This is a genomic window from Gordonia sp. LMA484, from assembly GCF_058129505.1.
This window is the reverse complement of record NZ_CM176700.1, coordinates 4,224,144-4,244,543: the sequence shown is the minus strand read 5'-3', so window position 1 is coordinate 4,244,543 and position 20,400 is coordinate 4,224,144. Positions and strand designations below refer to the sequence as shown.

Genomic DNA, 20,400 nt, shown 5'->3' with positions numbered 1-20,400 from the left:
GTCCGCGTGAAGAGTAGGAGAATTCGGGAGGCAGTGTGCGAGTCGGAGTGATGATCGGCCCGGAGCGCGGGGATTCCGCGCGCAAGGTTGATCGGATGATGAAAGACATCGAGTGGGCCGAGTCCGCGGGTATGGACACGGCGTGGATTCCGCAGGTGCCCACGGACTTCGACGCGTTGATCACCATCGCACTGATGGGGGCGCGCACGACGACCATCGAACTCGGCACCGCGGTGGTGCCGCTGCAGGCCCAGCATCCCATTGCTCTTGCCCGGCAGGCATTGTCGGCGCACGCGGCCTCCAGCGGACGTCTGGCGCTCGGGCTGGGGCCGTCGCACCACTGGATCGTGCAGGACATGCTCGGCATCCCGTACGAGAAGCCCGCCCGGTTCACCCGCGACTATCTCGACGTCCTGGATCAGGCGCTGCACGGCCCGGGTCCGGTGGACGTGGAGAACGATTCGTTCACTGTGCACAACCCGCTGGAGCTCGGTCCGGTCGCGCCGATGCCGGTGTTCCTGGCCGCGCTGGGCCCGGTGATGCTGCGTCTGGCCGGTGAGCGCGCCGACGGCACCATTCTGTGGATGGCCGACGAGCGCGCGATTGCCGAACACATCGCGCCCGGGATCAACAAGGCGGCCGACAGTGTCGGGCGTCCGGCTCCGCGCATCGTCGCTGGAGTGCCGGTGTGTCTGTGTCGCCCGTCGGAGGTCGATGAGGCGCGCTCGCGGGCGAATCGTATTCTCGCCGAGGCGGAGTTCTCGCCGAACTACCAGAAGCTGCTCGAGCGCGGCGACGCACGCGACGTCGGCGACCTGTGTGTCGCCGGTGACGAGGACGCGATCCTCGCCCGGTTCCGCGACTTCGAGAAGGCCGGTGTCACCGACATCTCGATGCGGCTGTTGCCGATCGGCGACACCCGCGACGAGTTGGTCGCCTCGAAGTACAAGACACGCGAGGTCATGGCGGCGTTGGCGAAGGAACTGCGGTGACCGACGGCCCGCTGGCCGGCATCCGAATCCTCGAGGTGGGGACGATGCTGGCCGGTCCCTATGCCACCATGACCCTGGCAGATCTCGGCGCCGAGGTGATCAAGATCGAGCCGGCGAGCGGCGAGATCTCCCGTCAGGTCAGCGGCGCCTACTTTGCGAGCCTGAACCGTGGAAAGCGCAGTGTGTGTCTGGATCTCACGGTCGAGGACGGACGTCGGCAGCTCGGCGAACTGGTTGCGGACGCCGATGCCCTGCTGGTCAACCTCAAGCCCTCGGCAATCCATCGGCTCGGGCTGACCTATGAGACGCTGCGCGAGTTCAACGACCGGATCGTATGTGTGGCGATCACCGGCTACGGACTGAATGCCGGTGACGATCCGGCGTTCGACTATGTCATCCAGGCCGCGACCGGCGTTGCCGCGATGACCGGTGACCCCGATGGCCCGCCCACGCTTCCCGGCTATTCGTCGGCGGACAACTCGACCGGTTTGACGGCGGCGCTCGGACTCCTCGCCCAGATCGTGGCGGGGCGGGGTGGCCAGATCGACGTGTCGCTGCGCGATGTGATGCTGTCGCAACTGAACTACCACGCGTCGGCATATCTCAACGATGGCACCGAGCCGATACGGCGAGCCGGGGGAGCGCATTCGTATTATGTTCCGGCGCAGATGTTCCCGACCGCCGACGGACATGTGGCGCTGTTCATCACCCACGACGGGTTCTGGCGATCCTTCGCCACCGAGGCCGGGATCGACGGCTTCTGGCTGATGGCCGAGCGCGCCGCACGTCGTGAGGAAGTGCTCGCGGTGGTAACCGCCACGCTGGCCACCGACTCTGCCGCCAACTGGGAGAAACGCCTGAAACCGCTGGGCATCCCGATCGCGGCGGTGCGCACGCTACCGGAGGCGCTGGCGGACACCCCCGAGGTCGTGGTCGAGGCCGGTGGCTTCCGTACCGTGCGGTGCCCGATCGTCGTCTCCGGGTACGTGCCGGATCACCGTCCGGCGCCTGCGTTGGGGGAGATGGAGTTGCCCACTCGCTGAGTCTTGTTGTCGGTCCCTGAGGAGCCTCCGAGCTTGCGAGGATGCGTCACGAAGGGCGACCCTTCGTGACGGTCCTCCGCTAGCGCTCCGGACCTCCTCAGGGAGCGGATGGGGGCGCTCCGGACCTCCTCAGGGGTCGGAGAGTGGGCGCTGCGGACCTCCTCGGGGGTCGGAGAGGGGGTGCTCCGGGACCTCCTCGGGGGGCGGAGAGTGGGCGCTCCGGACCTCCTCAGGGATCGGGGGGCTTCGCTCGCTCCTCAGGTTCCGTTGGGCCGCTCAGCGTTCGGCGGTGACCTCCAGGAAGCGCATCTTCGGGGGCGGGTCCATCTGCATGGAATCCGACATCGGCAGGCTCCCGTCGCGGGCGGCCGAGAACAGGATGCCAGGCAGTGCCGAGAGGTCGTCGGCCTCGAGGTCGTACATCGCCACGAACGGTCCGTCACCGTCGAGTGGCTTCATCCGACGAGCCGTCACGTACCCCTCGAGCGCGAGAACGTCGGGGATGTGGACCTCCTCGTACCACTTGCTGAACTCGTCGGCACGGTCAGGCGAGCTCGGGAAGCTCTCGACGATCAGGACGCCTTTGGCCATTGGTGTATCTCCTTGTTGTGTAGGGGTTGTCGTCATACAGGGGCCAAACCACCATTGTGAGCGATCAGGCCTCGTAGTCGACGACGGTTGTCTCACTGTCCGGAACGCCCTGACAGGTGAGCACGTAGCCGTCCTCGATCTCGTCGTCCTCGAGCGCGTCGTTGACCCGCATCGTCGCCGTGCCCTCGTCGAGGTGGGCCATGCACGTCGCGCAATTGCCTGCCTCGCAGGAGAACGGCGGTGTGAGCCCGCCGCGCCGCGCCGCCTCGAGAATGGTCTCGCCCGATTGTCGTGGGACGGTGACCTTCTTGCGGCCGAGTTTGATGGTGATCGTCCCGACAACATCATCGCCCGCGTGGGAGGACGAGTCGGCGGAGGACGAGTCCGCCTGGTCGTCGGCGTCCTCGGAACCGGGGATCGGTGCCGCCGTACCGAATCGTTCGACGAAGACGTTGCCGGATCCGGTCAGCGCCGATTCCACCAGCGCCATGAAGGGCTCGGGCCCGCAGATGTATGTGTCGGCATGGGTGTCGTCGCCGATGAAGTCGGTGATCGCGGCCTCGGTGAGGAACCCGTTCTCCTCGTCCAGGCTGCGGACCACATGGAAGCGTCCCGGGTATCGGGTCTCCAGTTCGGCCATCGCGGATTCGAAGATGATCGCGCCCCTGTCGCGGTCGGCGCACAACAGTCGTACGGTGCGGTCCGTGCCGGCCAGGGCGCTCTTGGCCAGCGAGAGGATCGGCGTGATGCCGCTGCCGCCGCTGAAGCCGAGCAGCGGGGCGTCGTTGGGTTGCAGGCAGAACAGGCCGGCAGCACGGGTCATCTCCAAGATGTCGCCCTCGCCGACGTTGTCGAGGAGCCAGTTCGACACCTTGCCGCCATCGACACGCTTGATCGTGGTGGTCAGTTCGGTGTCACACTCCGGTGCACTCGACATCGAGTACGACCGGTAGAGCACCTCGGAATCGACGGTGACGCGAAAGGTACAGAACTGTCCGGCCCGATAGGCCAGTGGTCCCGCCTCGGGCTCGAGGGCGAACGTCCGTGCGTCGTCGGTCTCCTTGACCACGCGGGTCACGGTCGCGCGCTGGAACAGCGGAGGTCTGGCCACGATTCGTTCCTTTCCCGGCATGGTCGGCGACCAGGCGGCATTGCAATTCTGTCTGTACGAGAATTATATTCTCTCATTGAAGTACCATACTTCTCAAGGCCCGGGCGGGTGGTCTCGCTACCGGCCGCCGTCGAACAGATCGAAAGGTGACAGGTGACCGAGCCGGCAATACTCGTCTTCGAGGATCGCGCGTACACGCGGTCCGAGATCGATGCGCTGGCCGAAGGTCTCACGGCGTCGCTGGTGATCCGTGGTGTCAGACCGGGCGTCCCGGTTGCCGTGATGTCATCGAACCGTCCCGAGTTCGTCATCGCGGTATTGGCGATCTGGCGGCTCGGCGCGGCGGTCGTACTGATCAGCCCCGCATGGAAGTCCGCCGAGGTCCGCCATGCCCTGGCCGTGTCGCAGGCCCGTGTCACGGTCGGTGACAGTCCGGTGTTGGCGGCGCTCACGCCGATGCTGAGCCTGGACGACCCGATCGAACCCGTGGCGGAACCACGGCCGGCCTCCGTGTCGACGGACCCCGAGGCCGATGCCGTTCTGGTGTTCAGTTCAGGTACCACCGGAATGCCCAAGGCGGTCAGGCATTCACATCGGTCACTCGCCGCGGCCGTCGGGCATTGGCGCACCGCATTGCAGCTGGGGCCCACGGACCGAATCCAGGTGGTCACCCCACCGTCGCATATTCTCGGTCTGCTGAACATCGTCACGGCGTTGGAAGCGGGCGCTTGGATTCGCCTGGAGCGCCGCTTCGAGCTCGACCGGATGCTTCGTCGAATCGAGGAAGATCGGATCACCGTCGAGATGGCGGTCGCGCCGATCGCATTGGCCATTGCGTCGAAACCCGATCTCGAGTCGTCCGACCTGTCGTCGCTGCGCTACATCATGTGGGGGGCGACGCCGGTGACGCGGAGTGTGGCCGAAACGGTCACCCGCCGAACCGGTGTCGGTTGGGTACCGGCATACGGTGCGAGTGAGGTGCCTGTCATCGCCTGTAACCCCCTGGACGGGGCCCGGCTCGACAGTGTCGGCAAGGCGGTGCCCGGTGTCGAGATCCGCGTCATCGATCTGGACACGGGATTGCCTGCGCCGCAGGGGATGACCGGAGAGATTCTGGTCCGGTCACCGTCGTTGATGTCCGGGTACCTGCCGGAGGAGGCAAACGCGGACGCTTTCGTCGACGGGTGGTATCGCACCGGTGACGTCGGCGTCGTGGACAGCGACGGCTGGATCGTTCTCACTGACCGGTCGAAGGAGATGATCAAGACCCGCGGATTCCAGGTGGCGCCCGCGGAGATCGAGGCCGTTCTGCATGGACACCCGGCCGTGCAGGATTGTGCGGTGTTCGGCGTGCCCGACGCCGCCGACGGTGAACGGATCATCGCGGCGGTCTCCTCGGCCCGGCCGGTGTCGGCAGCCGAGCTGATCGAGGCCGTGGGCGCTGAGCTCGCCACCTACAAACGACCCCGTGAGATCACGTTTGTCGACGCAATACCCCGATTGCCGTCGGGCAAGGTGTTGCGCAGAGTCTTGAAGGAGAGCTATGGATGTTCGGCTGACAAGTGAGCAGTCGCAGTTGCGTGATGCATCGGCGAAACTCGCCGACGATCTGGGACCGGGTTCGGTCGCCGACCTCGAGGATGCTGCACGACGGGATCGGTTGCGTACCGCCATAGATCGCACCGGCTGGCGAAACCTCCGGTCGGACGGCGCATCCGGTGTCGAGGTTGCGATCGTCGCGGAGGAATTCGGGCGGGGCCTCGTGGACGTGCCGTACCTCGGCCCGGTTCTGGCCGATGATCTGGTGCGGCACATCGAGGGTTCCGAGCGTGAGAGCACGCTGTCGGTCGGCGATGTAGCGATCGACGCCGACGGATACGACCACGTGGTAGCCGTCGACGGCGTGCGGGTGCTGTCCGGTTCCACCGGACCCGCGGTCGCGTCGCCGGATCTCACTCGTGTGGCCAAACCGGTTGCATCGATCGATGACTCACCGCTGGGTGTGTTGTCCGAGGCGGATGCCCGACGACGGCACGTGCTCGCCTTGGCGACCACCGCCGCCGACATCCTCGGTGCCGCACGCGGCGCGCAAGCACTGGCGGTCGACTATGCGAAGATCCGCGAACAATACGGCAAGTCCATCGGCTCGTATCAGGCGGTCGGGCACCTGTTGGCCGAGAACCTGGCGCTGCTCGAAGGCGCCGCCAGCATCGTGCGTCACGCCTCTTGGGCGGTCGACGAACTCGACCCCGACGTGGCGGAGAACGCCGCGAGAATGGCGAAGGTCTACACTTCGCGCGCTGCGCGGACTGTGTGTGAGAACGCAATTCAAGTACACGGCGGAATCGGGAACACCTGGGAATGCCTGGCACACGTGTATCTCAGACGGGTGCTGGTGTCGACGGAGAACTTTCCGGTCAGCCTGAAGGAGATCAACATTGGACTATCGTGACTCACCCGAGGAAGCGGCTTTCCGCGAACGACTGCGCGGATGGCTGACCGAGAACGCCGGTGACTTCCCGACATCGGGCGACGAGTACTGGGCGCGGCAGGGGGAATGGCATCAGGCCCTCTACCAAGGAGGATTCTTCGGGCTCTCCTGGCCCACGGAGTTCGGTGGGCAGGATCTTCCGCCCGTCTACGACGTGATCCTCGACGAGGAACTCGCCCGCGCCGAGGCGCCTCCGCGGCCCAGTCTGGGCTACCTCTTGCACGGTCTCGGCCGACATGCGAGCACGGAACTGCAACAACGTTTCCTGCCGGGCATGATCAACGGCACCGAACGATGGTGCCAGGGCTTCTCCGAGCCGGGAGCGGGATCGGACCTGGCATCGTTGCGGACCACCGCAACCCGCGACGGCGACGACTACGTGATCAACGGACACAAGATCTGGACGAGCTACTCCGACGTCGCCGACTGGTGCCTGCTGCTCGCCCGCACTGATCCGGAAGCGCCGCGACATCGGGGTATCTCGGCGTTCATCGTCTCGATGGATCAGCCGGAGATCGAGCAACGACCGCTGACGATGATCAGCGGCATCACCACCGAGTTCGGCCAGGTGCTCTTCGACGGTGCGCGGGTTCCCGCTCACCAGATGGTCGGGGCGCCCGGTGAAGGATGGGCGCTGGCGATGACGGTGGTGGGCCACGAGCGAGAGCCGTCGACTCTGGGGTACGTCGCTCGGTATGGAAAGCTGGTGCGCCAACTCGCCAAGCGATCGGCCGGGTATTCCGACGAGATCGCCTGGGCGGCCGTGCAGACGGAGATGCTGCGGTTGCACGTGCGACGACGACTGTCCGAGCAACTCGACGGGGTCGCGCACACCTCGGAGGGATCCCTCGACAAACTGCTGATGACCTGGGTGGATCAGTCGGTCGGTCATGCCGCGCTGTCCGTCGGCGGGACGACCGATCCGGAACTGTTCGGTTCCTACCTGTACAGCCGCGCACAGAGCGTGATGGGCGGCACCTCGCAGATCCAGAAGAACATCATCGCGTCCAGACTGCTCGGATTGGGAGTGTGACATGTACGGAATGCCCGAGGAGATCGAGGTCACCGCGGAGGGGCCGCTGCGGATCATCTCGCTGAACCGTCCCGGTTCGCTCAATGCGGTCAACGACGCCCTGCATTCGGGTCTCGCGTCGCTGTGGACGAAACTCAGTGAGGACTCCGAGGTCCGGGCCGCGGTGTTGACCGGCCATGGCAAGGCGTTCTCGGCCGGGGGTGACTTCTCCTATCTGAAGGAGCTCCGCGACGATTCGGCGCTGCGCGCAAAGACGATTCGTCACGGACGGGAACTCGTCCTCGGGATGGTGCGATGTCGGGTGCCCGTGATCGCCGCGGTCAACGGGCCGGCGGTCGGCCTGGGCTGTAGCCTCGTCGCGCTCAGCGACGTCGTGTACATGAATCCGTCTGCCTACTTGGCGGATCCGCATGTCCAAGTGGGACTCGTCGCGGCCGACGGTGGTCCGCTGACCTGGCCGCTGCAGATCAGCTTGTTGCAGGCCAAGGAGTTCGCGCTGATGGGCACCAGGATCACCGCCGACCGCGCGGTGTCACTCGGCCTCGCCAACCACGTCGTCGACGACCCGTTCACCGAGGCGACCGCGTGTGCGAAGAAGATGATGGAACTACCGCAGCAGGCCGTCGAGTCCACGAAACGGATGGTCAACATCCATCTCGAGCGGGCGGTGCTGGCCAGCCTGGACTATGCGAACATGGCCGAGGACCTGTCCTTCCAGACCGATGACTTCCGCGCGACGATCGACCGTCTGACGGCGCCGAAGAGCTGAACTGGGCTCGTTTGGACATGTGAGTGCCGTGGGCCCGCCGAGCGGACCCACGGCACTCACGCATGATGTGGCTTGGCGACCGCGCGGCCCGGGTCTGGTGCTGTACAGATCACCGCAGCGCGGTGTCGAGTGGATAATCCACTCCGCGACCGGCTCCGGTGATCCCGCTGGACACTCGGTGTCCACCGGGGTGGCGAACTGCGGCCGGGCAGATCGTCAGACCGACTGGGCCACTATCTCTTCCGACCGCTGGATCGTGCCGCTCACCCCATCGGCGCGCTCCACGGCCAGTCGGACCGCGGCCCGGCCCATCGTTTCGGGCGGCTCGACCATCTCCGGCGGGATCTCCCGCCCTCCGCCCGCAGCCTGCCAGCCCTCGGTCAGTACCACCCGTGACGGGCTGAGGCAGTTGACGGCGATGTTGTCGGACCGCAGATCTGCCGCAAGGCCGAGGTAGAGCCGCTCGACGCCCGCTTTGGAGACCCAGTAGGCGTTGGCGCCGCGATCGATCATCCCGACACCGCTGGTTGTGATGGCGATCAGTGAACCGCCGCCACGGGAACGCAGATGCGGTATCGCCGCTTTCGTCACCAGGAATGTGCCCGTGAGGTTGACGTCGAGGCACAGCTGCCACCGTTTGAGCGGCGTCGTCTCCACCGGGCCGAGCCACAGTACGCCCGCGTTGGCGACCACGATGTCGATGCCGCCGAGCTCGCGGACCACCGTGTCCGCCATGGATGCGACGGAATCCTCGTCGGTGACGTCGCACGCCACGGGCAACGCGATACCGCCGCCGGCGGTGATCTGCTCGGCGACACTGTGAATGGTGCCGGGCAGTCGTGACTCCGTCTCGGTCCGGGCGGCCACGGCCACCGCGGCCCCGGCGTCGGCCAGGGCCCCGGCGATCGCCGCACCGATCCCGCGGCTCGCCCCCGCGACCAGGGCGACCTGTCCGTGAAGCGATCCGGTCACTTCGGCGGGAACCTCAGCGCGCCGTCAAGACGGATGATCTCGCCGTTGAGGTAGTCGTTGGTGCAGATGTGCTCCACCAGCGCGGCGTACTCGGGGGACTGGCCCATCCGCTTCGGCCAGGGCACCTGCTTGCCCCAGTGCTCTTCCAACGCATCGGCATGCTTGCCGTAGGCAGGGGTGTTGAAGGTACCGGGTGCGATGGTCACGACCCGGATGCCGAGCGGGGACAGGTCGCGCGCTGCAACCAGGGTCATGCCGACGACGCCGCCCTTCGCGGCCGAGTAGGGCAGCTGCCCGATCTGCCCTTCATAGGCCGCGATCGACGCGGTGTTGACGATGACACCACGGCCCGAATCGGTGGCCTCTTGCCGTGCCATGGCGGCGGCGGTCAGCCGCATGACGTTGAAGACGCCGGTGAGATACACGTCGATCGTGGTGCGAAAGCCGTCGAGATCCAGGGGGCTGCCATCCTTGCCGACGAGCCGTCCGCCCGAGGCGGGGCCGCCGTGCGTGTCCACCGAGATCCGGAACGGTGCCATCTCTTCCGCCTCGGCGATGGCCGCGTTGACGTCGTCGGTCTGCGTCGCGTCGGTGCGCACATAGCGCACCCCGAGCTCGGCCTCGAGCTCCTTGCCCTTCTCGTCGGCGAGATCGGCCACCACCACCCGTGCGCCTGCGGCGTGCAGCTTGCGGACCGTGGCCTCACCCAGCCCGCCGGCGCCGCCGACGACCACTGCGGAACTACCTGCGATATCCATCTACGTTTCCCTTCTTGCGACTAGCGCTCTCTCTCTGAGAGAATAATGTTCTCATGAACATCACCATGATTCTCGATATGACGTCAAGCGTGGACGACCGATTGGTCATCACCTCCGGTCGACGGTCGGTCACGGCCGCCGAACTGACGGCCCGCGCGCGGCGTGCTGCGCACTCGGTGCGCGGGCGGTCGGCGGTGGTCTACGAGGGGGTCAACCACCTCGCCTACCCGGTGGCCTTGTTCGGTGCGGCGCTCGCCGGTATACCGTTCGTGCCGTTGAACTATCGGCTGAGCGACACGGCGTTGTCGGCGCTCGAGGCGAAGCATCCCGACGCCCACATCCTGCGATCAGAGGATCTCGATCGCTGGATCTGTGCTCTCGACGACACACCGGACCCGGCCGACGAGGACCTCGACGCCGATCTGACCGACCCGGATGCGATTGCGGTGATCATCTACACCAGCGGCACCACGTCGGAACCCAAGGCCGCGATCCTCCGTCATCGGCACCTGCTCGCCTATGTGCTCAACACGCTGGAGTTCAACTCGGCGGGCATCGACGACGCCGCACTGGTCGCAGTACCGCCCTATCACATCGCCGGATTGACCAACCTGATGTCCAATCTCTTCACCGGACGACGGGTGGTCTACGCGAGTGGTTTCGATGCGCGGCAATGGATCGGCACGGTGCGGTCGGAGTCGGTGACCCACGCGATGTTGGTGCCCACGATGCTCGCGCGGGTCGTCGACGTCCTCGGCGCGGACGGCGGATCTCTCCCGACCCTCGCCAGCCTGGCCTACGGCGGTGCACGTACCCCGCGTCCGGTGATCGAACGCGCACTGAAGGTGTTGCCCGACACGGGATTCGTCAACGCCTACGGGTTGACCGAGACCGCCTCATCGATCGCGGTTCTGGGCCCGGAAGATCATCGCACCGCCATCGAATCCGTCCATCCGCACGTGCGCGCGCGACTGGGTTCGGTGGGACGTCCGCTGCCCGGCATCGACATCGAGATCCGCGACGACGAGGGCGCTGTGCTGTCGGCGGGTCAGGAGGGGTTGGTGTTCGTGCGCGGTGAGCAGATCTCGGGTGAGTACGGCAGTCGTAGTGTCCTCGACGCCCAGGGATGGTTCCCGACCCGAGATCTGGGACGGCTCGACGACGACGGTTACCTCTACATCGAGGGCCGCGCCGACGACACCATCATCCGCGGTGGCGAGAACATCGCGCCCGCGGAGATCGAGGATGTGCTGGTGGCGCACCCGACGATCGATGAGGCGGCGGTGGTCGGCGTTCCGGACCCGGATTGGGGCCAGCGGGTGGTCGCGGTCGTCGTCGGGAACGGCGATCCGGAAGAGATCCGATCGTGGGTCCGCGATCGGTTGCGGTCCTCCAAGACTCCCGACTCGATCATCTTCACCCCGGAGTTGCCGCGGACCGAAACGGGCAAACTGTTGCGCCGCAATCTGATCACCGAAGTGTCTGAACCACGACCCGAACTGGAGAACAACAATGCCTGACGCCGTCATCGTAGCCGCACGCCGGACCCCGATCGGAACCGCATTCAAGGGAACGCTGCGCGACACGGATGCCTTCGACCTGGCGGAGCACACCGTGGCCGCAGTGGTCGAGGATCTCGGTTCCGCGCCGATCGACGACGTGATCCTGGGAGAAGGGTTGTACGGCGGTGGCGTCATCGCACGCCACGCGGCGATCACCGCGGGTCTTGTCGACGTGCCGGGGCTCGCGGTCAACCGGCACTGCGCGGCCGGGCTGGCCGCCGTCCAGACGGCCGCAGGCAGCATCCGTTCGGGGATGGACAAGCTCATCCTCGCCGGAGGCGTGAACTCGGCATCCACCTCGCCGAAGGCGAAGTTCCGGGTGGGAGAGGAGTGGATCGAGCCGTGGATGTCGCCGACACACCCCAATCAGCCGGACGCTCCGAACAAGGACATGTCCATTACTGTCGGCTGGAACTCTGCTGTCGCAGCGGGTATCTCCCGGACGGAGATGGACGAGTGGGCGCTGCGGTCTCATCGCAACGCGATCGCCGCGATCGACGCCGGCCGGTTCGACGACGAAGTCGTCCCCATCAAGACCGCGCACGGGCTGTTCTCGGTGGACGAGCATCCGCGCCGCGAGACCAGCATGGAGAAGTTGGCGTCGCTCAAGCCGCTGCACCCGGAGATCGAGGGCTTCTCGATCACCGCGGGCAACGCCAGCGGCGCAAATGATGCGGCCGCCGTCCTGGCCGTCGCGAGTGACGAACTCGGCTTGCCTGCGCTGGCCACGGTCCGGTCATGGTCCTCGGTCGGCGTCGAGCCTGCGCAGACCGGGCTCTCCCCGGTGAAGGCCATCCCGAAAGCGCTCGAACGAGCAGGGCTTACCTTGCCCGACGTCGACCTGTTCGAGATCAACGAGGCATTCGCCGCCAACTGCGTCGCCTGCGTGAAGCTGCTCGACATCGACCCCGACCGCGTCAACGTCAGCGGCAGCGGATGTTCGCTCGGACATCCCGTCGCGGCGAGCGGAGCCCGCATGCTCACCACCCTGGTGTACGAATTGCGCAGGCGAGGTGGGGGAATCGGTGTCGCGTCGATGTGTGCCGGTGGCGGGATCGGTTCGGCCGTCGTCATCGAGGTCCATGTTTGACCTTCGTTCGGTGCTGCCGAGCACTGTTGCCGACCTCCTCGCGGCCGCACGCGGTGGTTCCGCGCGTGCGGCCGGCCGACTGCTGACCCAGGTGGAGGGGGAGGGCAGGTCCGCCGTACTCGACGCCATCGGACCCCCCACGGGCTCCATCTCGGTCATCGGTATCACCGGCCCACCGGGGGCGGGAAAGTCGACGACCATCACTGCCCTGGTCGCCGCCTATCGGTCCCGAGGTCGACGGGTGGCGGTTCTGGCTGTCGATCCGACGTCGCCGTACAGTGGCGGCGCCCTGCTCGGTGACCGGATTCGGATGACCCAGCATATCGACGACATGGATGTACTGATCCGGTCGATGGCGACGCGGGGCCACCTCGGCGGTCTGTCGTCGGCGGTGCCGGCGGCGATCCGCCTGCTCGAGGGTCTGGGTTACGACGTCGTGTTCGTGGAGACGGTCGGTGTGGGCCAGTCGGAGGTCGAGGTGTCGGCGGTCGCCGACCCGGCCGTCGTCATCCTCAATCCCGGTGCGGGCGACGCGGTTCAGGCTGCGAAGGCCGGCCTGCTGGAGGTCGCCGACATCCTCGTCGTGAACAAGGCCGACCGTGAGGGTGCTCAGCAGACGGTCCGTGACCTGCGCATGGAGTCGTCGGTCCCGGTGATGACACTCGTCGCCACGCGCGGCGAGGGTGTCGACGAGCTCATCGAGACGATCGAGAATCATCGTCGCGAGGACGATCCGGACCGTCGGGCCGCTCGGCTGCGCGCCCAGATCCTGTCATTGGCGATGACACGACTGCGGACCCATCCGGGTCTCGCTGATGCCGTCGACGATGTGATCGCCGGCCGCGGTGACATCTACGCCGCGGTCGAGACGCTGATCAACCCGGCAGTTCGGCGGGTTGAGTAGGCGCGTGGGTGCGTCTGGTCGGCCCGTGTATCGAAGCCTCGGTGCCGGCGTGATTTCGGTGATCGAGTAGCCCGTGAGCCGCTGGGCGAGCGAGCGTATCGAGATCTGTCGGACTCGATTGCGATCGCTTGTGTCTTACGAGGTCTCGATACGCTGTCTCGCCCTGGGGGGCTCGACGGCTACTCGACCAGCGGGGGGGTAGGGGTGTAGTGACGCCTGTGGGGGTCGTGATGGTCTCGATGCGTGACCAAGGTGAAGCGGTGCCGGCGTGATTTCGGTGATCGAGTAGCCCGTGAGCCGCTGGGCGAGCGAGCGTATCGAGATCTGTCGGACTCGCCTGCGGTCGCTTGTGTCTCGCGTGGTCTCGATACGCTGTCTCGCCTGGCGGCTCGACGGCTACTCGACCAGCGGGGGGTGTCTCGCCTGGCGGCTCGACCAGCGGGGGTGTCTCGCCTGGCGACTCGACGGCTACTCGACCAACGGGGGGTGTCTCGCCTGGCGGCTCGACGGCTACTCGACCAGCGAGCGGTTGAGTGGCGGCGGGAGTCGGATTCTGTCGGCGTCAGGAGAGGTCGGGGATGAACTGCGGGAGATCGACCGACGTGCGGATGCCAGGGGCGGCCGCGCAGACATGGCGCACAGCGTTGACCGCACGGTTCGCGGTGTAGCCGGGCGTGGTTTCCGCCATCTGCTCGAGGTCGATCGGCATGTTGATGTCGACCGACAGTGGGGCGTCACCGTCGACGACAACCCGCCAGCCCGTCGAGAGCAGATCCCACCGGGGTTCTGTGTCGCCGGTGCAATACCAGTTGGCGCGGAATCGCAGGACGATACGTCCATCCCGCTTGCCGGACACTGTGATACGTTGCGCTCCCACTGTTCCCGCAGGCAGCGTGCCGGCGGCGATCGAGACCTCGCGCGTCGTCACGCCGACCTCTCCGCTCACCTCGATCGAATCGAGTGGCAGGCCCATGGATTCGGCCAGAAGTTCCAACGACGGGCCGAAGCTGCCGCGAAGATACTCCAGCCGGAAGTCCTCGAACTCGCGTTGCGCACCACCGAATCCCATGATGTCGAACAGGAGATCGGGGGAATCACGCCGCGAGAGGTCGGCGAACTCGTCGATGGTGATCTGATCGATCCGGCGCTGGATCGACGAGAGCACCAAGGGAACCGCCTCGGTGATGAAGCCCGGGCTGCTGCCGGTGGAGTGAATCGACGCGCCGCCGGTCGCGCACGCGCGCTCGACGCGCTCGCGGACCTCGGCATCCATGCTTGCCGGGCGGTGGAATTCGCCGCGGGTGGTGACCACGTTGATGCCGGACTCGAGCAGTCGTGTCACGGCGTCGACGTCAAGCGCCGCTGCCATGTACAGCACGCAATCCGGCGCCGACGCGATGACGTCGTCGATGCTGTTGGTCGCCGATACGCCGGTCGGGGCCGACCCGCAGAGCTCGCCGGCATCGACTCCGACCTTCGCCTCGGACGTGACATACACTCCGGCGAGCTGCAGGTTCGGGTGGTCGATGATGCCGCGCAATGACCGTGCGCCGATGTTGCCGGTCGCCCACTGCACGCACCGATAGGTCGGTGTGGGAACGGTCGCGGAGGTGGCCGACGAGACGGCGGTCGACGTCATGACGGCATCCGAACGACCGCTTCTTGCGCGAAAGAAGCCACCAGCGAACCACTTCGGGTGATCATGTCGCCCCGGCCATAACAGCGACCGCCGGCGATGATGGGGCTGTCCTGGCGGATCAGGAGCCAGTCGTCGGTCCGGATCGGCCGATGAAACCACATGGTGTGCGACGTCACTGCGGAATGAAACGCGGTACCGTTGCCGCCCTGGCTCAATCCGTCGACGGGACGGAGTGCGGTGCCGATGACGGTGAGATCGGTGGCATAGGCGGCAATGCAGGGATAGGCCCGATCATCATCGACGGCCGGTGTGCGCATCCACATCTCGTGATGTGGGGGGCCCGCCGACGGATCATCGAGGTCGTCGACTGTGCGCACCTCCCAGGGCAAGAGTCCCATGCGCTTCTGGTGGTCGTCGTCCGGCAGATCGGGGAGTGGATCGATGGTCTGGATGTCCGGGCCCCCGTCGGCAAGGTGCATCGCGACGGTCGCCAGCCCGATGAGCCGATCGGTCTGCACAGCGCTGATCTGCAAGGTGTCGAAGGACCGGCCTCGGTGGCGATGGTCGACCTCGTAGCGGACGTCCTCTTCGACGAGTCCCTCTCGCAGGAAATTGGCGTGGATCGATCGGATCGACTTATCCGGGCTGGCGAGTCCTGCCGCCGACACGAACTGTGCGAGAAGCTGACCGCCGAACAACCGGCGATACGGCAGGGACAGATTGGCGCCGCGGTAACAACTGGTGGTCTCGGCCGCGGACATCGCGTTCGGCGAGTCGAGGCTGCCGGATCGATCGCCCGACGCAACACCGATCGGTGTGCAATCGCGGAGTTCGAGGATGGATATCAGCTCACGCCAGTCAGTTGCCATGACGGCAGTGTAATCGGTAATTCCTTGGATGAGAATACCATTCTCATCCAAGGATCATGCTTGCCGGCTGAAGCCCCGCGCGCAGAACTCCCAGACCTCGTCGGCCGAGATCGGGTGATTGTCCGGATCGTCGGTGGCGACGCTGGACTGTGCGATGAACATCACCGTCTGCATCACCATCGCCGCGACCCGGCGTGGGTTGAGTCCTTCCCGCAGCTCATCGGCCTCGGACGCCTCCTCCAGGAATTCGGCGAGCAGTGCGATGAGCGGGGCGTGTGCGACTCGAACCTCGGTCGGGTGGGTGATCAGGAGTTGTGGCGCGAAGTCGCTGAACAACGGGCGCTTGGCATTTGGGTCCGGGCGTGACAGCTCGAAGAGTAGGGTCACCGCAACGCGGAGCCGTTCGATGGGGTCTGTCTCGGTGGCGGCGGCGGCCCGGATCTGGTCGGCCGATTTGCTCAGTGCGTCCTCGAACAGTGCAAGGAGCAACTCGTGCTTTCCGTCGAACTGCAGGTAGAAGCTGCGCAGCGACTGCTTCGACCGCTCGACCACCTCTTGAACCGTGAACTCGGTGGTGCCCTTCTCGGTGATGATCGCCTGGGCTGCGTCGAGGAAGCGTTGCACACGTTGCTCAGCTCGCAGTTTCGCGGTCTTGATCGACCGTTCCACGGCGCGCTGCTTCCATGCGGGCTCTTCGTTGGCGCTGGTCACCGCGCCGACTTTCCGCCGAGTTGCACATACATAGGGCGAGTTTAGCGGAGCGAACCCGCGATTGTGGCGAAGGGGGTTCCGAAAAATGAAAGTGTTCCATTCGCTTCAGGAGAACGCTATTCTCCTAGTATGTACCGACTAGTCTTGCGGCCATCTCCGCTCGGTGGGGTGGGCACGACGCCGAGAGGAGATAGCGCGTGCTCGTAGAGTTCGATTCCGATCAACGGCTCTGGGGAAAGACCGTGCGAGAACTGCTCGCCAAGGAGTGCTCACCGGTCTGGATACGCCAGGTCGTCGATGACGATGTCGATCCGACGCCGCTGTGGACGATGTACGTCGACCAAGGCTTCACGGATCTGGTCGAACCCGCCGAGGCGGTCGAGCTGGCCATCGCTCTGGAGGCGATGGGCGCGGCAACCGACCCCACGCCGTTTCTGGCCACGGCAACGCAGTTCGCGCCACTGGCCGGTGCCCTGGCGCAACCAGGGAGGCCGGGGGCCGCTGTGCGCGAGGGGGTTTCGGCGCACCTGGGCGAAGACGGATGGCTGCTGTCCGGTACCTGCTGTGCTGTCCTCGACGGGGATCGCGCCGAGGACTTCGCAGTGGTGACCGCGGCCGGCGTCTTCGTGGTGCCCGCCGACGATGTCATCGTGACGCGCGTGCCCTGCTTCGATCCGCTACTCCACGTCGCCGACGTCACCTTTCCGTCGGTGCGCGTCGATGATGCACGACGCAATCCCGCTCCCGATCTCGCACGCGCGCAGGCGACGGCGTTGATGGGTCTGTCCATCACGATGGTCGGGGCGTGTCAGAAGATTCTCGACCTCGCCCTCGAACACGTCCGCAATCGTGAACAGTTCGGCGTCGCGATCGGGAGCTTCCAGGCGGTGAAGCACAAGGCCGCGGACATGCACGTCGCGGTCGAACGCGCTCGGGCGCTGGCGTATTACAGCGCACTCACCATCGCGACCGGCAGCGCCGACATGCGCCTGGCAGCCTCCATGGCCAAGGCGTCGGCCGGCGAATGCCAGTCCAAGGTGTTCCGCAACGGCTATCAGCTGTTCGGTGCGATGGGCTACACGTGGGAGAACGACCTACAGTTTCCGCTCAAGCGCGCCAAGGCAGGAGAACTGATGCTCGGCGGTTCCGACGAACACCGGGCGCTCATCACCGAGGAGTATCGTGCAACTCAAGTTTGACAGCGACGTCGAGGAGTTCCGGGCGGAGTTCATCGCATTTCTCGACGAGCACCTCCCCAGCGAGGCCGACGCCGCTCAACGGACGAAATCCAGTGCGGACATACCCGATTGGGCGCGCGAGTGGCAGCGGGTGCAGTTCGACAACGGATGGCTCCAGCCGGGCAACCCGCCGGAGTTCGGCGGTCGGAACGCCGGGATTCTGCAGCAGTACGTGCACCTCGACGAATTGTCGCGACGACGGATCTACCACAGCTACAACCCGCAGGGCCTGGGGATCATCGCGGCATCGCTCCTGACTTTCGGCACTCCCGAGCAGAAGAGCAAGTGGGCGGTACGAATTCTGCGCGCCGAGATCACCGCTTCACTCGGCATGAGCGAGCCAGGGGCCGGATCGGATCTGGCCTCGTTGCGCACCAAGGCGCGCCTCGAGGGCGACGAGTTCGTCGTGAACGGACAAAAGGTCTGGACCTCCGGGGCGCATGACGCCGACGTGCTCCTGACCTTCGTCCGTACCGATCCAGACGCCCCGAAGCACAAGGGGATCAGCGCGATCATGATTCCCACGGATCTCCCCGGTGTCACGCGCAGGCCGTTTGGTGCGATCTCCTCGCGGACGGATCTGGACTTCAACGAGGTCTTCTTCGAGGACGTGCGGGTGCCGGCCGAGAACCTGATCGGCGAACTGAACGGGGGCTGGTTTGTAGCCAACGGATCGTTGGGACATGAACGAACCCTGCTGTGGCTCAGTTTCGCCGAACGACTAGAGGACCTTCTCCGGGACTTTCGGCCGGCGACGGCCCTCGATCGTGATCGGTACGCGACGCTGGTCATGGATGCACATGCGCTCCGATTGCTCGGTTCTCAGGCACTGGGCCGCGCGGCGCGTGGCGAACAGGATGTCCCGGCCCTCTCTGTACTCAAGCTGATGGGTTCGGAGGCTGTGCAGAACGCCACCGAGCACGCGCTCGCGGCCGCCGGCAGCGATGGCCTCGTCCACCCGGCACTGACCGCACCTTACAACCACATGGATCTCGAAATGCTCTACACCAGTTGGTTCGAGCGGTATGCGCGCAGCTTCGGCTACACCATCGCCGGCGGTACCTCGGAGATTCAACGCAATGTCATCGCGGAGCGTGTCCTCGGGCTTCCGCGACGCTGAGCGACAACGATGGAGGCACGGATGAACGTCCTGTACGAGGTCACCGACAAGATCGCGACGATCACGCTGAACCGGCCGGAGGTCGCGAATGCCCAGAACGCGGCACTGCTCGACGAACTCGACGCGGCCTGGACGGAGGCGGGAAAAGACCCCGACGTCGCCGTGATCGTCCTACGTGGCGAGGGCAAGCATTTCTCGGCGGGACACGATCTCAACAGCGGCGCGCCGCGGCCGGACAAGATCACCCTCGAGATGGTCTATGACGGCGAGGCCCGGAGGTACCTCGAATACAGCCTGCGCTGGCGCAACAATCCCAAACCCAGCATCGCTGCGGTCCAGGGGCGTTGCATCGCAGGAGGGCTGCTGCTCTGCTGGCCGTGTGATCTGATCATCGCCTCCGAGGACGCCAAGTTCTCGGACCCGGTGGTGATGATGGGTATCGGGGGAGTGGAGTACCACGGCCACACCTGGGAATTGGGTCCGCGTAAGGCGAAAGAGATCCTCTTCACGGGGCGTCCGGTCACCGCCGAAGAGGCGGAGAAGACCGGGATGGTGAATCTCGTGGTTCCGCGCGCCGAACTGGACGCGCGGACCGAGGAGATGGCCCGCACCATAGCGGCGATGCCGGCGTTCGGACTGCGGCAGGCCAAGCGCGCGGTCAATCAGACCCTTGACGTGCAGGGGTTCTACGCGGCGATCCAGTCGGTCTTCGAGATCCATCAGACCGGCCACGGAAATGCACTGAGTGTCAATGGCTTCCCGATCCTTGCGCAGCTGGAGGAGATGAAGGGAAGGATCGGTTAGGGCATACCCTGGTCCGGCCGTGAATTCGTCGAAAAGCACTTGTGAACAGCGCGATTGCCGTATTCTCTCAAGTGAGAATGTGATTATCAGACTCGGTCGCCGGCACCCATTGCCGTCGATCCCTTTGTGAGAGATGGATGTCCCTTGTCAGGCATCCACGAGAAAGGACACCACCATGCGGAGAACACTCACCGGGCGAGCACTCGCCATGTGTGCGGGCGTGGTCATCATCGTCGGTGTCGCCGCGGGCTGTAGCGACGACTCCGATTCGAGTGATTCCGCGTCGAGCGCAACCAGTTCGGCGGCGGCGACATCGTCGGCCGCAGCCACCGCGGATGCGGCCACGACCAAGGAGATCACCGATGCATATGTGGTCTTCTTCAACGGCCAGACGCCACCGGCCGAGCGGGCCACGCTGATCGAGAAGGGGGATGCCTTCACCCCGGTGCTGCAGGGCATGACCCAGAACCCACAGGCGATGCAGACCACGGTGGCGGTCAAGGGCGTCACCATGACCGACGCCGATCACGCCAACGTCGACTACGACCTGCTGATGCAGGGCAATCCGGTCATGCCGGGACAGACCGGCCAGGCGGTCCTGGTAGATGGCACGTGGAAGGTGTCGTCCGATACTTTCTGTGCGCTGCTCGCAGTGCAGGGCGATACCGGTACAGTCCCCGCTTGCGCGTGATCTGACCACACA

20 protein-coding genes are annotated in these 20,400 nt (G+C 65.8%); 13 read left to right on the top strand and 7 right to left on the bottom strand.

Annotation, left to right across the window (positions count from 1 at the left end; genetic code table 11):
- Positions 1–35 precede the first annotated feature (35 nt).
- Both AC4AMJ_RS18795 and AC4AMJ_RS18790 read left to right on the top strand, forming a co-directional pair.
- A complete protein-coding gene (locus AC4AMJ_RS18795) occupies positions 36–992 on the top strand; it encodes an LLM class F420-dependent oxidoreductase (protein ID WP_489913856.1) in 957 nt (318 codons plus the stop codon).
- Positions 989–2,035 carry a CaiB/BaiF CoA transferase family protein gene (locus AC4AMJ_RS18790; RefSeq protein ID WP_489913854.1) on the top strand — a complete coding sequence of 349 codons (1,047 nt, stop codon included), beginning with the start codon at positions 989–991 and terminating at the stop codon, positions 2,033–2,035. Before AC4AMJ_RS18795 ends, AC4AMJ_RS18790 begins: the two co-directional genes overlap by 4 nt.
- Positions 2,036–2,311: 276 nt before the next feature.
- Here the strand turns inward: AC4AMJ_RS18790 and AC4AMJ_RS18785 are convergent, their stop codons facing one another.
- Positions 2,312–2,626 (bottom strand): hypothetical protein, encoded by a 315-nt coding sequence (locus tag AC4AMJ_RS18785; protein WP_489913852.1) that lies wholly within the window; start codon positions 2,624–2,626, stop codon positions 2,312–2,314.
- 64 nt (positions 2,627–2,690) lie between these two features.
- On the bottom strand, positions 2,691–3,737 hold the full coding sequence (locus AC4AMJ_RS18780) for a 2Fe-2S iron-sulfur cluster-binding protein (protein WP_489913850.1): 1,047 nt from the start codon (positions 3,735–3,737) through the stop codon (positions 2,691–2,693).
- Positions 3,738–3,890: 153 nt separating this feature from the next.
- Between AC4AMJ_RS18780 and AC4AMJ_RS18775 the strand changes: the two genes are divergently transcribed.
- Genes AC4AMJ_RS18775 through AC4AMJ_RS18760 form a run of 4 tightly spaced genes read left to right on the top strand, consistent with a single transcriptional unit; the run spans position 3,891 to position 8,030 of the window.
- Positions 3,891–5,303 carry a class I adenylate-forming enzyme family protein gene (locus tag AC4AMJ_RS18775; protein ID WP_489913848.1) on the top strand — a complete coding sequence of 471 codons (1,413 nt, stop codon included), beginning with the start codon at positions 3,891–3,893 and terminating at the stop codon, positions 5,301–5,303.
- Positions 5,281–6,189, top strand: a complete 909-nt coding sequence (locus tag AC4AMJ_RS18770; protein ID WP_489913846.1) for an acyl-CoA dehydrogenase family protein — start codon at positions 5,281–5,283, stop codon at positions 6,187–6,189. Before AC4AMJ_RS18775 ends, AC4AMJ_RS18770 begins: the two co-directional genes overlap by 23 nt.
- The gene (locus AC4AMJ_RS18765) at positions 6,176–7,261 is read left to right on the top strand and encodes an acyl-CoA dehydrogenase family protein (RefSeq protein WP_489913844.1); all 1,086 of its coding nucleotides are present in this window, start codon (positions 6,176–6,178) and stop codon (positions 7,259–7,261) included. Before AC4AMJ_RS18770 ends, AC4AMJ_RS18765 begins: the two co-directional genes overlap by 14 nt.
- Before the next feature lies 1 nt (position 7,262).
- Positions 7,263–8,030, top strand: coding sequence for an enoyl-CoA hydratase/isomerase family protein (locus tag AC4AMJ_RS18760; protein WP_489899515.1), 768 nt, complete (start codon positions 7,263–7,265; stop codon positions 8,028–8,030).
- A 216-nt stretch (positions 8,031–8,246) separates the two neighbouring features.
- Here AC4AMJ_RS18760 and AC4AMJ_RS18755 read toward each other — a convergent pair whose 3' ends face one another.
- Together AC4AMJ_RS18755 and AC4AMJ_RS18750 are read right to left on the bottom strand one after the other, a co-directional pair.
- A complete protein-coding gene (locus AC4AMJ_RS18755) occupies positions 8,247–9,002 on the bottom strand; it encodes an SDR family NAD(P)-dependent oxidoreductase (RefSeq protein ID WP_489899516.1) in 756 nt (251 codons plus the stop codon).
- A complete protein-coding gene (locus AC4AMJ_RS18750) occupies positions 8,999–9,760 on the bottom strand; it encodes an SDR family NAD(P)-dependent oxidoreductase (protein ID WP_489899517.1) in 762 nt (253 codons plus the stop codon). The genes AC4AMJ_RS18755 and AC4AMJ_RS18750 overlap by 4 nt, the downstream gene beginning before the upstream one ends.
- 53 nt (positions 9,761–9,813) lie before the next feature.
- Here AC4AMJ_RS18750 and AC4AMJ_RS18745 point away from each other — a divergent pair, with 53 nt between their 5' ends.
- The 3 genes from AC4AMJ_RS18745 to meaB are packed head-to-tail and all read left to right on the top strand — an operon-like array spanning position 9,814 to position 13,316.
- Positions 9,814–11,280, top strand: a complete 1,467-nt coding sequence (locus AC4AMJ_RS18745) for a class I adenylate-forming enzyme family protein (protein ID WP_489913842.1) — start codon at positions 9,814–9,816, stop codon at positions 11,278–11,280.
- Complete coding sequence (locus AC4AMJ_RS18740; RefSeq protein ID WP_489913840.1) at positions 11,273–12,412, top strand: thiolase family protein; 1,140 nt, start codon at positions 11,273–11,275, stop codon at positions 12,410–12,412. The genes AC4AMJ_RS18745 and AC4AMJ_RS18740 overlap by 8 nt, the downstream gene beginning before the upstream one ends.
- The gene (gene meaB / locus AC4AMJ_RS18735) at positions 12,405–13,316 is read left to right on the top strand and encodes a methylmalonyl Co-A mutase-associated GTPase MeaB (RefSeq protein WP_489913838.1); all 912 of its coding nucleotides are present in this window, start codon (positions 12,405–12,407) and stop codon (positions 13,314–13,316) included. Before AC4AMJ_RS18740 ends, meaB begins: the two co-directional genes overlap by 8 nt.
- Positions 13,317–13,878: 562 nt before the next feature.
- On the opposite strand, the gene AC4AMJ_RS18730 is transcribed toward meaB, so the two are convergent.
- From AC4AMJ_RS18730 to AC4AMJ_RS18720, 3 genes are read right to left on the bottom strand one after another with little or no spacing between them, the layout of a single operon-like run.
- Positions 13,879–14,955, bottom strand: a complete 1,077-nt coding sequence (locus tag AC4AMJ_RS18730; protein WP_489913837.1) for an NAD(P)H-dependent amine dehydrogenase family protein — start codon at positions 14,953–14,955, stop codon at positions 13,879–13,881.
- Positions 14,952–15,824, bottom strand: a complete 873-nt coding sequence (locus AC4AMJ_RS18725; protein WP_489913835.1) for an acyl-CoA thioesterase — start codon at positions 15,822–15,824, stop codon at positions 14,952–14,954. Before AC4AMJ_RS18725 ends, AC4AMJ_RS18730 begins: the two co-directional genes overlap by 4 nt.
- Before the next feature lie 54 nt (positions 15,825–15,878).
- Entirely contained in the window at positions 15,879–16,535 is a 657-nt protein-coding gene (locus AC4AMJ_RS18720; RefSeq protein WP_489899523.1) for a TetR/AcrR family transcriptional regulator, read from the bottom strand.
- 197 nt (positions 16,536–16,732) lie between these two features.
- Here AC4AMJ_RS18720 and AC4AMJ_RS18715 point away from each other — a divergent pair, with 197 nt between their 5' ends.
- The 4 genes from AC4AMJ_RS18715 (at position 16,733) to AC4AMJ_RS18700 (ending at position 20,388) form a co-directional block, all read left to right on the top strand.
- On the top strand, positions 16,733–17,734 hold the full coding sequence (locus AC4AMJ_RS18715; RefSeq protein WP_489899524.1) for an acyl-CoA dehydrogenase family protein: 1,002 nt from the start codon (positions 16,733–16,735) through the stop codon (positions 17,732–17,734).
- The gene (locus tag AC4AMJ_RS18710; RefSeq protein ID WP_489913834.1) at positions 17,718–18,893 is read left to right on the top strand and encodes an acyl-CoA dehydrogenase family protein; all 1,176 of its coding nucleotides are present in this window, start codon (positions 17,718–17,720) and stop codon (positions 18,891–18,893) included. Before AC4AMJ_RS18715 ends, AC4AMJ_RS18710 begins: the two co-directional genes overlap by 17 nt.
- A 21-nt stretch (positions 18,894–18,914) precedes the next feature.
- Positions 18,915–19,697 carry an enoyl-CoA hydratase gene (locus tag AC4AMJ_RS18705; RefSeq protein WP_489899526.1) on the top strand — a complete coding sequence of 261 codons (783 nt, stop codon included), beginning with the start codon at positions 18,915–18,917 and terminating at the stop codon, positions 19,695–19,697.
- A 175-nt stretch (positions 19,698–19,872) separates the two neighbouring features.
- Positions 19,873–20,388: an MTB12 C-terminal domain-containing protein gene (locus AC4AMJ_RS18700; RefSeq protein WP_489899527.1), complete on the top strand. Its 516-nt coding sequence runs from the start codon at positions 19,873–19,875 to the stop codon at positions 20,386–20,388.
- Positions 20,389–20,400: the final 12 nt, after the last annotated feature.

Bases quoted from the DNA above. Each gene is read 5' to 3' on its own strand.
- meaB (WP_489913838.1), top strand. From the start codon at position 12,405: ATGTTTGACCTTCGTTCGGTGCTGCCGAGCACTGTTGCCGACCTCCTC.
- AC4AMJ_RS18725 (WP_489913835.1), bottom strand. From the start codon at position 15,824: ATGGCAACTGACTGGCGTGAGCTGATATCCATCCTCGAACTCCGCGAT.
- AC4AMJ_RS18730 (WP_489913837.1), bottom strand. From the start codon at position 14,955: ATGACGTCGACCGCCGTCTCGTCGGCCACCTCCGCGACCGTTCCCACA.
- AC4AMJ_RS18750 (WP_489899517.1), bottom strand. From the start codon at position 9,760: ATGGATATCGCAGGTAGTTCCGCAGTGGTCGTCGGCGGCGCCGGCGGG.
- AC4AMJ_RS18700 (WP_489899527.1), top strand. From the start codon at position 19,873: ATGCGGAGAACACTCACCGGGCGAGCACTCGCCATGTGTGCGGGCGTG.
- AC4AMJ_RS18785 (WP_489913852.1), bottom strand. From the start codon at position 2,626: ATGGCCAAAGGCGTCCTGATCGTCGAGAGCTTCCCGAGCTCGCCTGAC.
- AC4AMJ_RS18740 (WP_489913840.1), top strand. From the start codon at position 11,273: ATGCCTGACGCCGTCATCGTAGCCGCACGCCGGACCCCGATCGGAACC.
- AC4AMJ_RS18760 (WP_489899515.1), top strand. From the start codon at position 7,263: ATGTACGGAATGCCCGAGGAGATCGAGGTCACCGCGGAGGGGCCGCTG.
- AC4AMJ_RS18705 (WP_489899526.1), top strand. From the start codon at position 18,915: ATGAACGTCCTGTACGAGGTCACCGACAAGATCGCGACGATCACGCTG.
- AC4AMJ_RS18745 (WP_489913842.1), top strand. From the start codon at position 9,814: ATGAACATCACCATGATTCTCGATATGACGTCAAGCGTGGACGACCGA.
- AC4AMJ_RS18770 (WP_489913846.1), top strand. From the start codon at position 5,281: ATGGATGTTCGGCTGACAAGTGAGCAGTCGCAGTTGCGTGATGCATCG.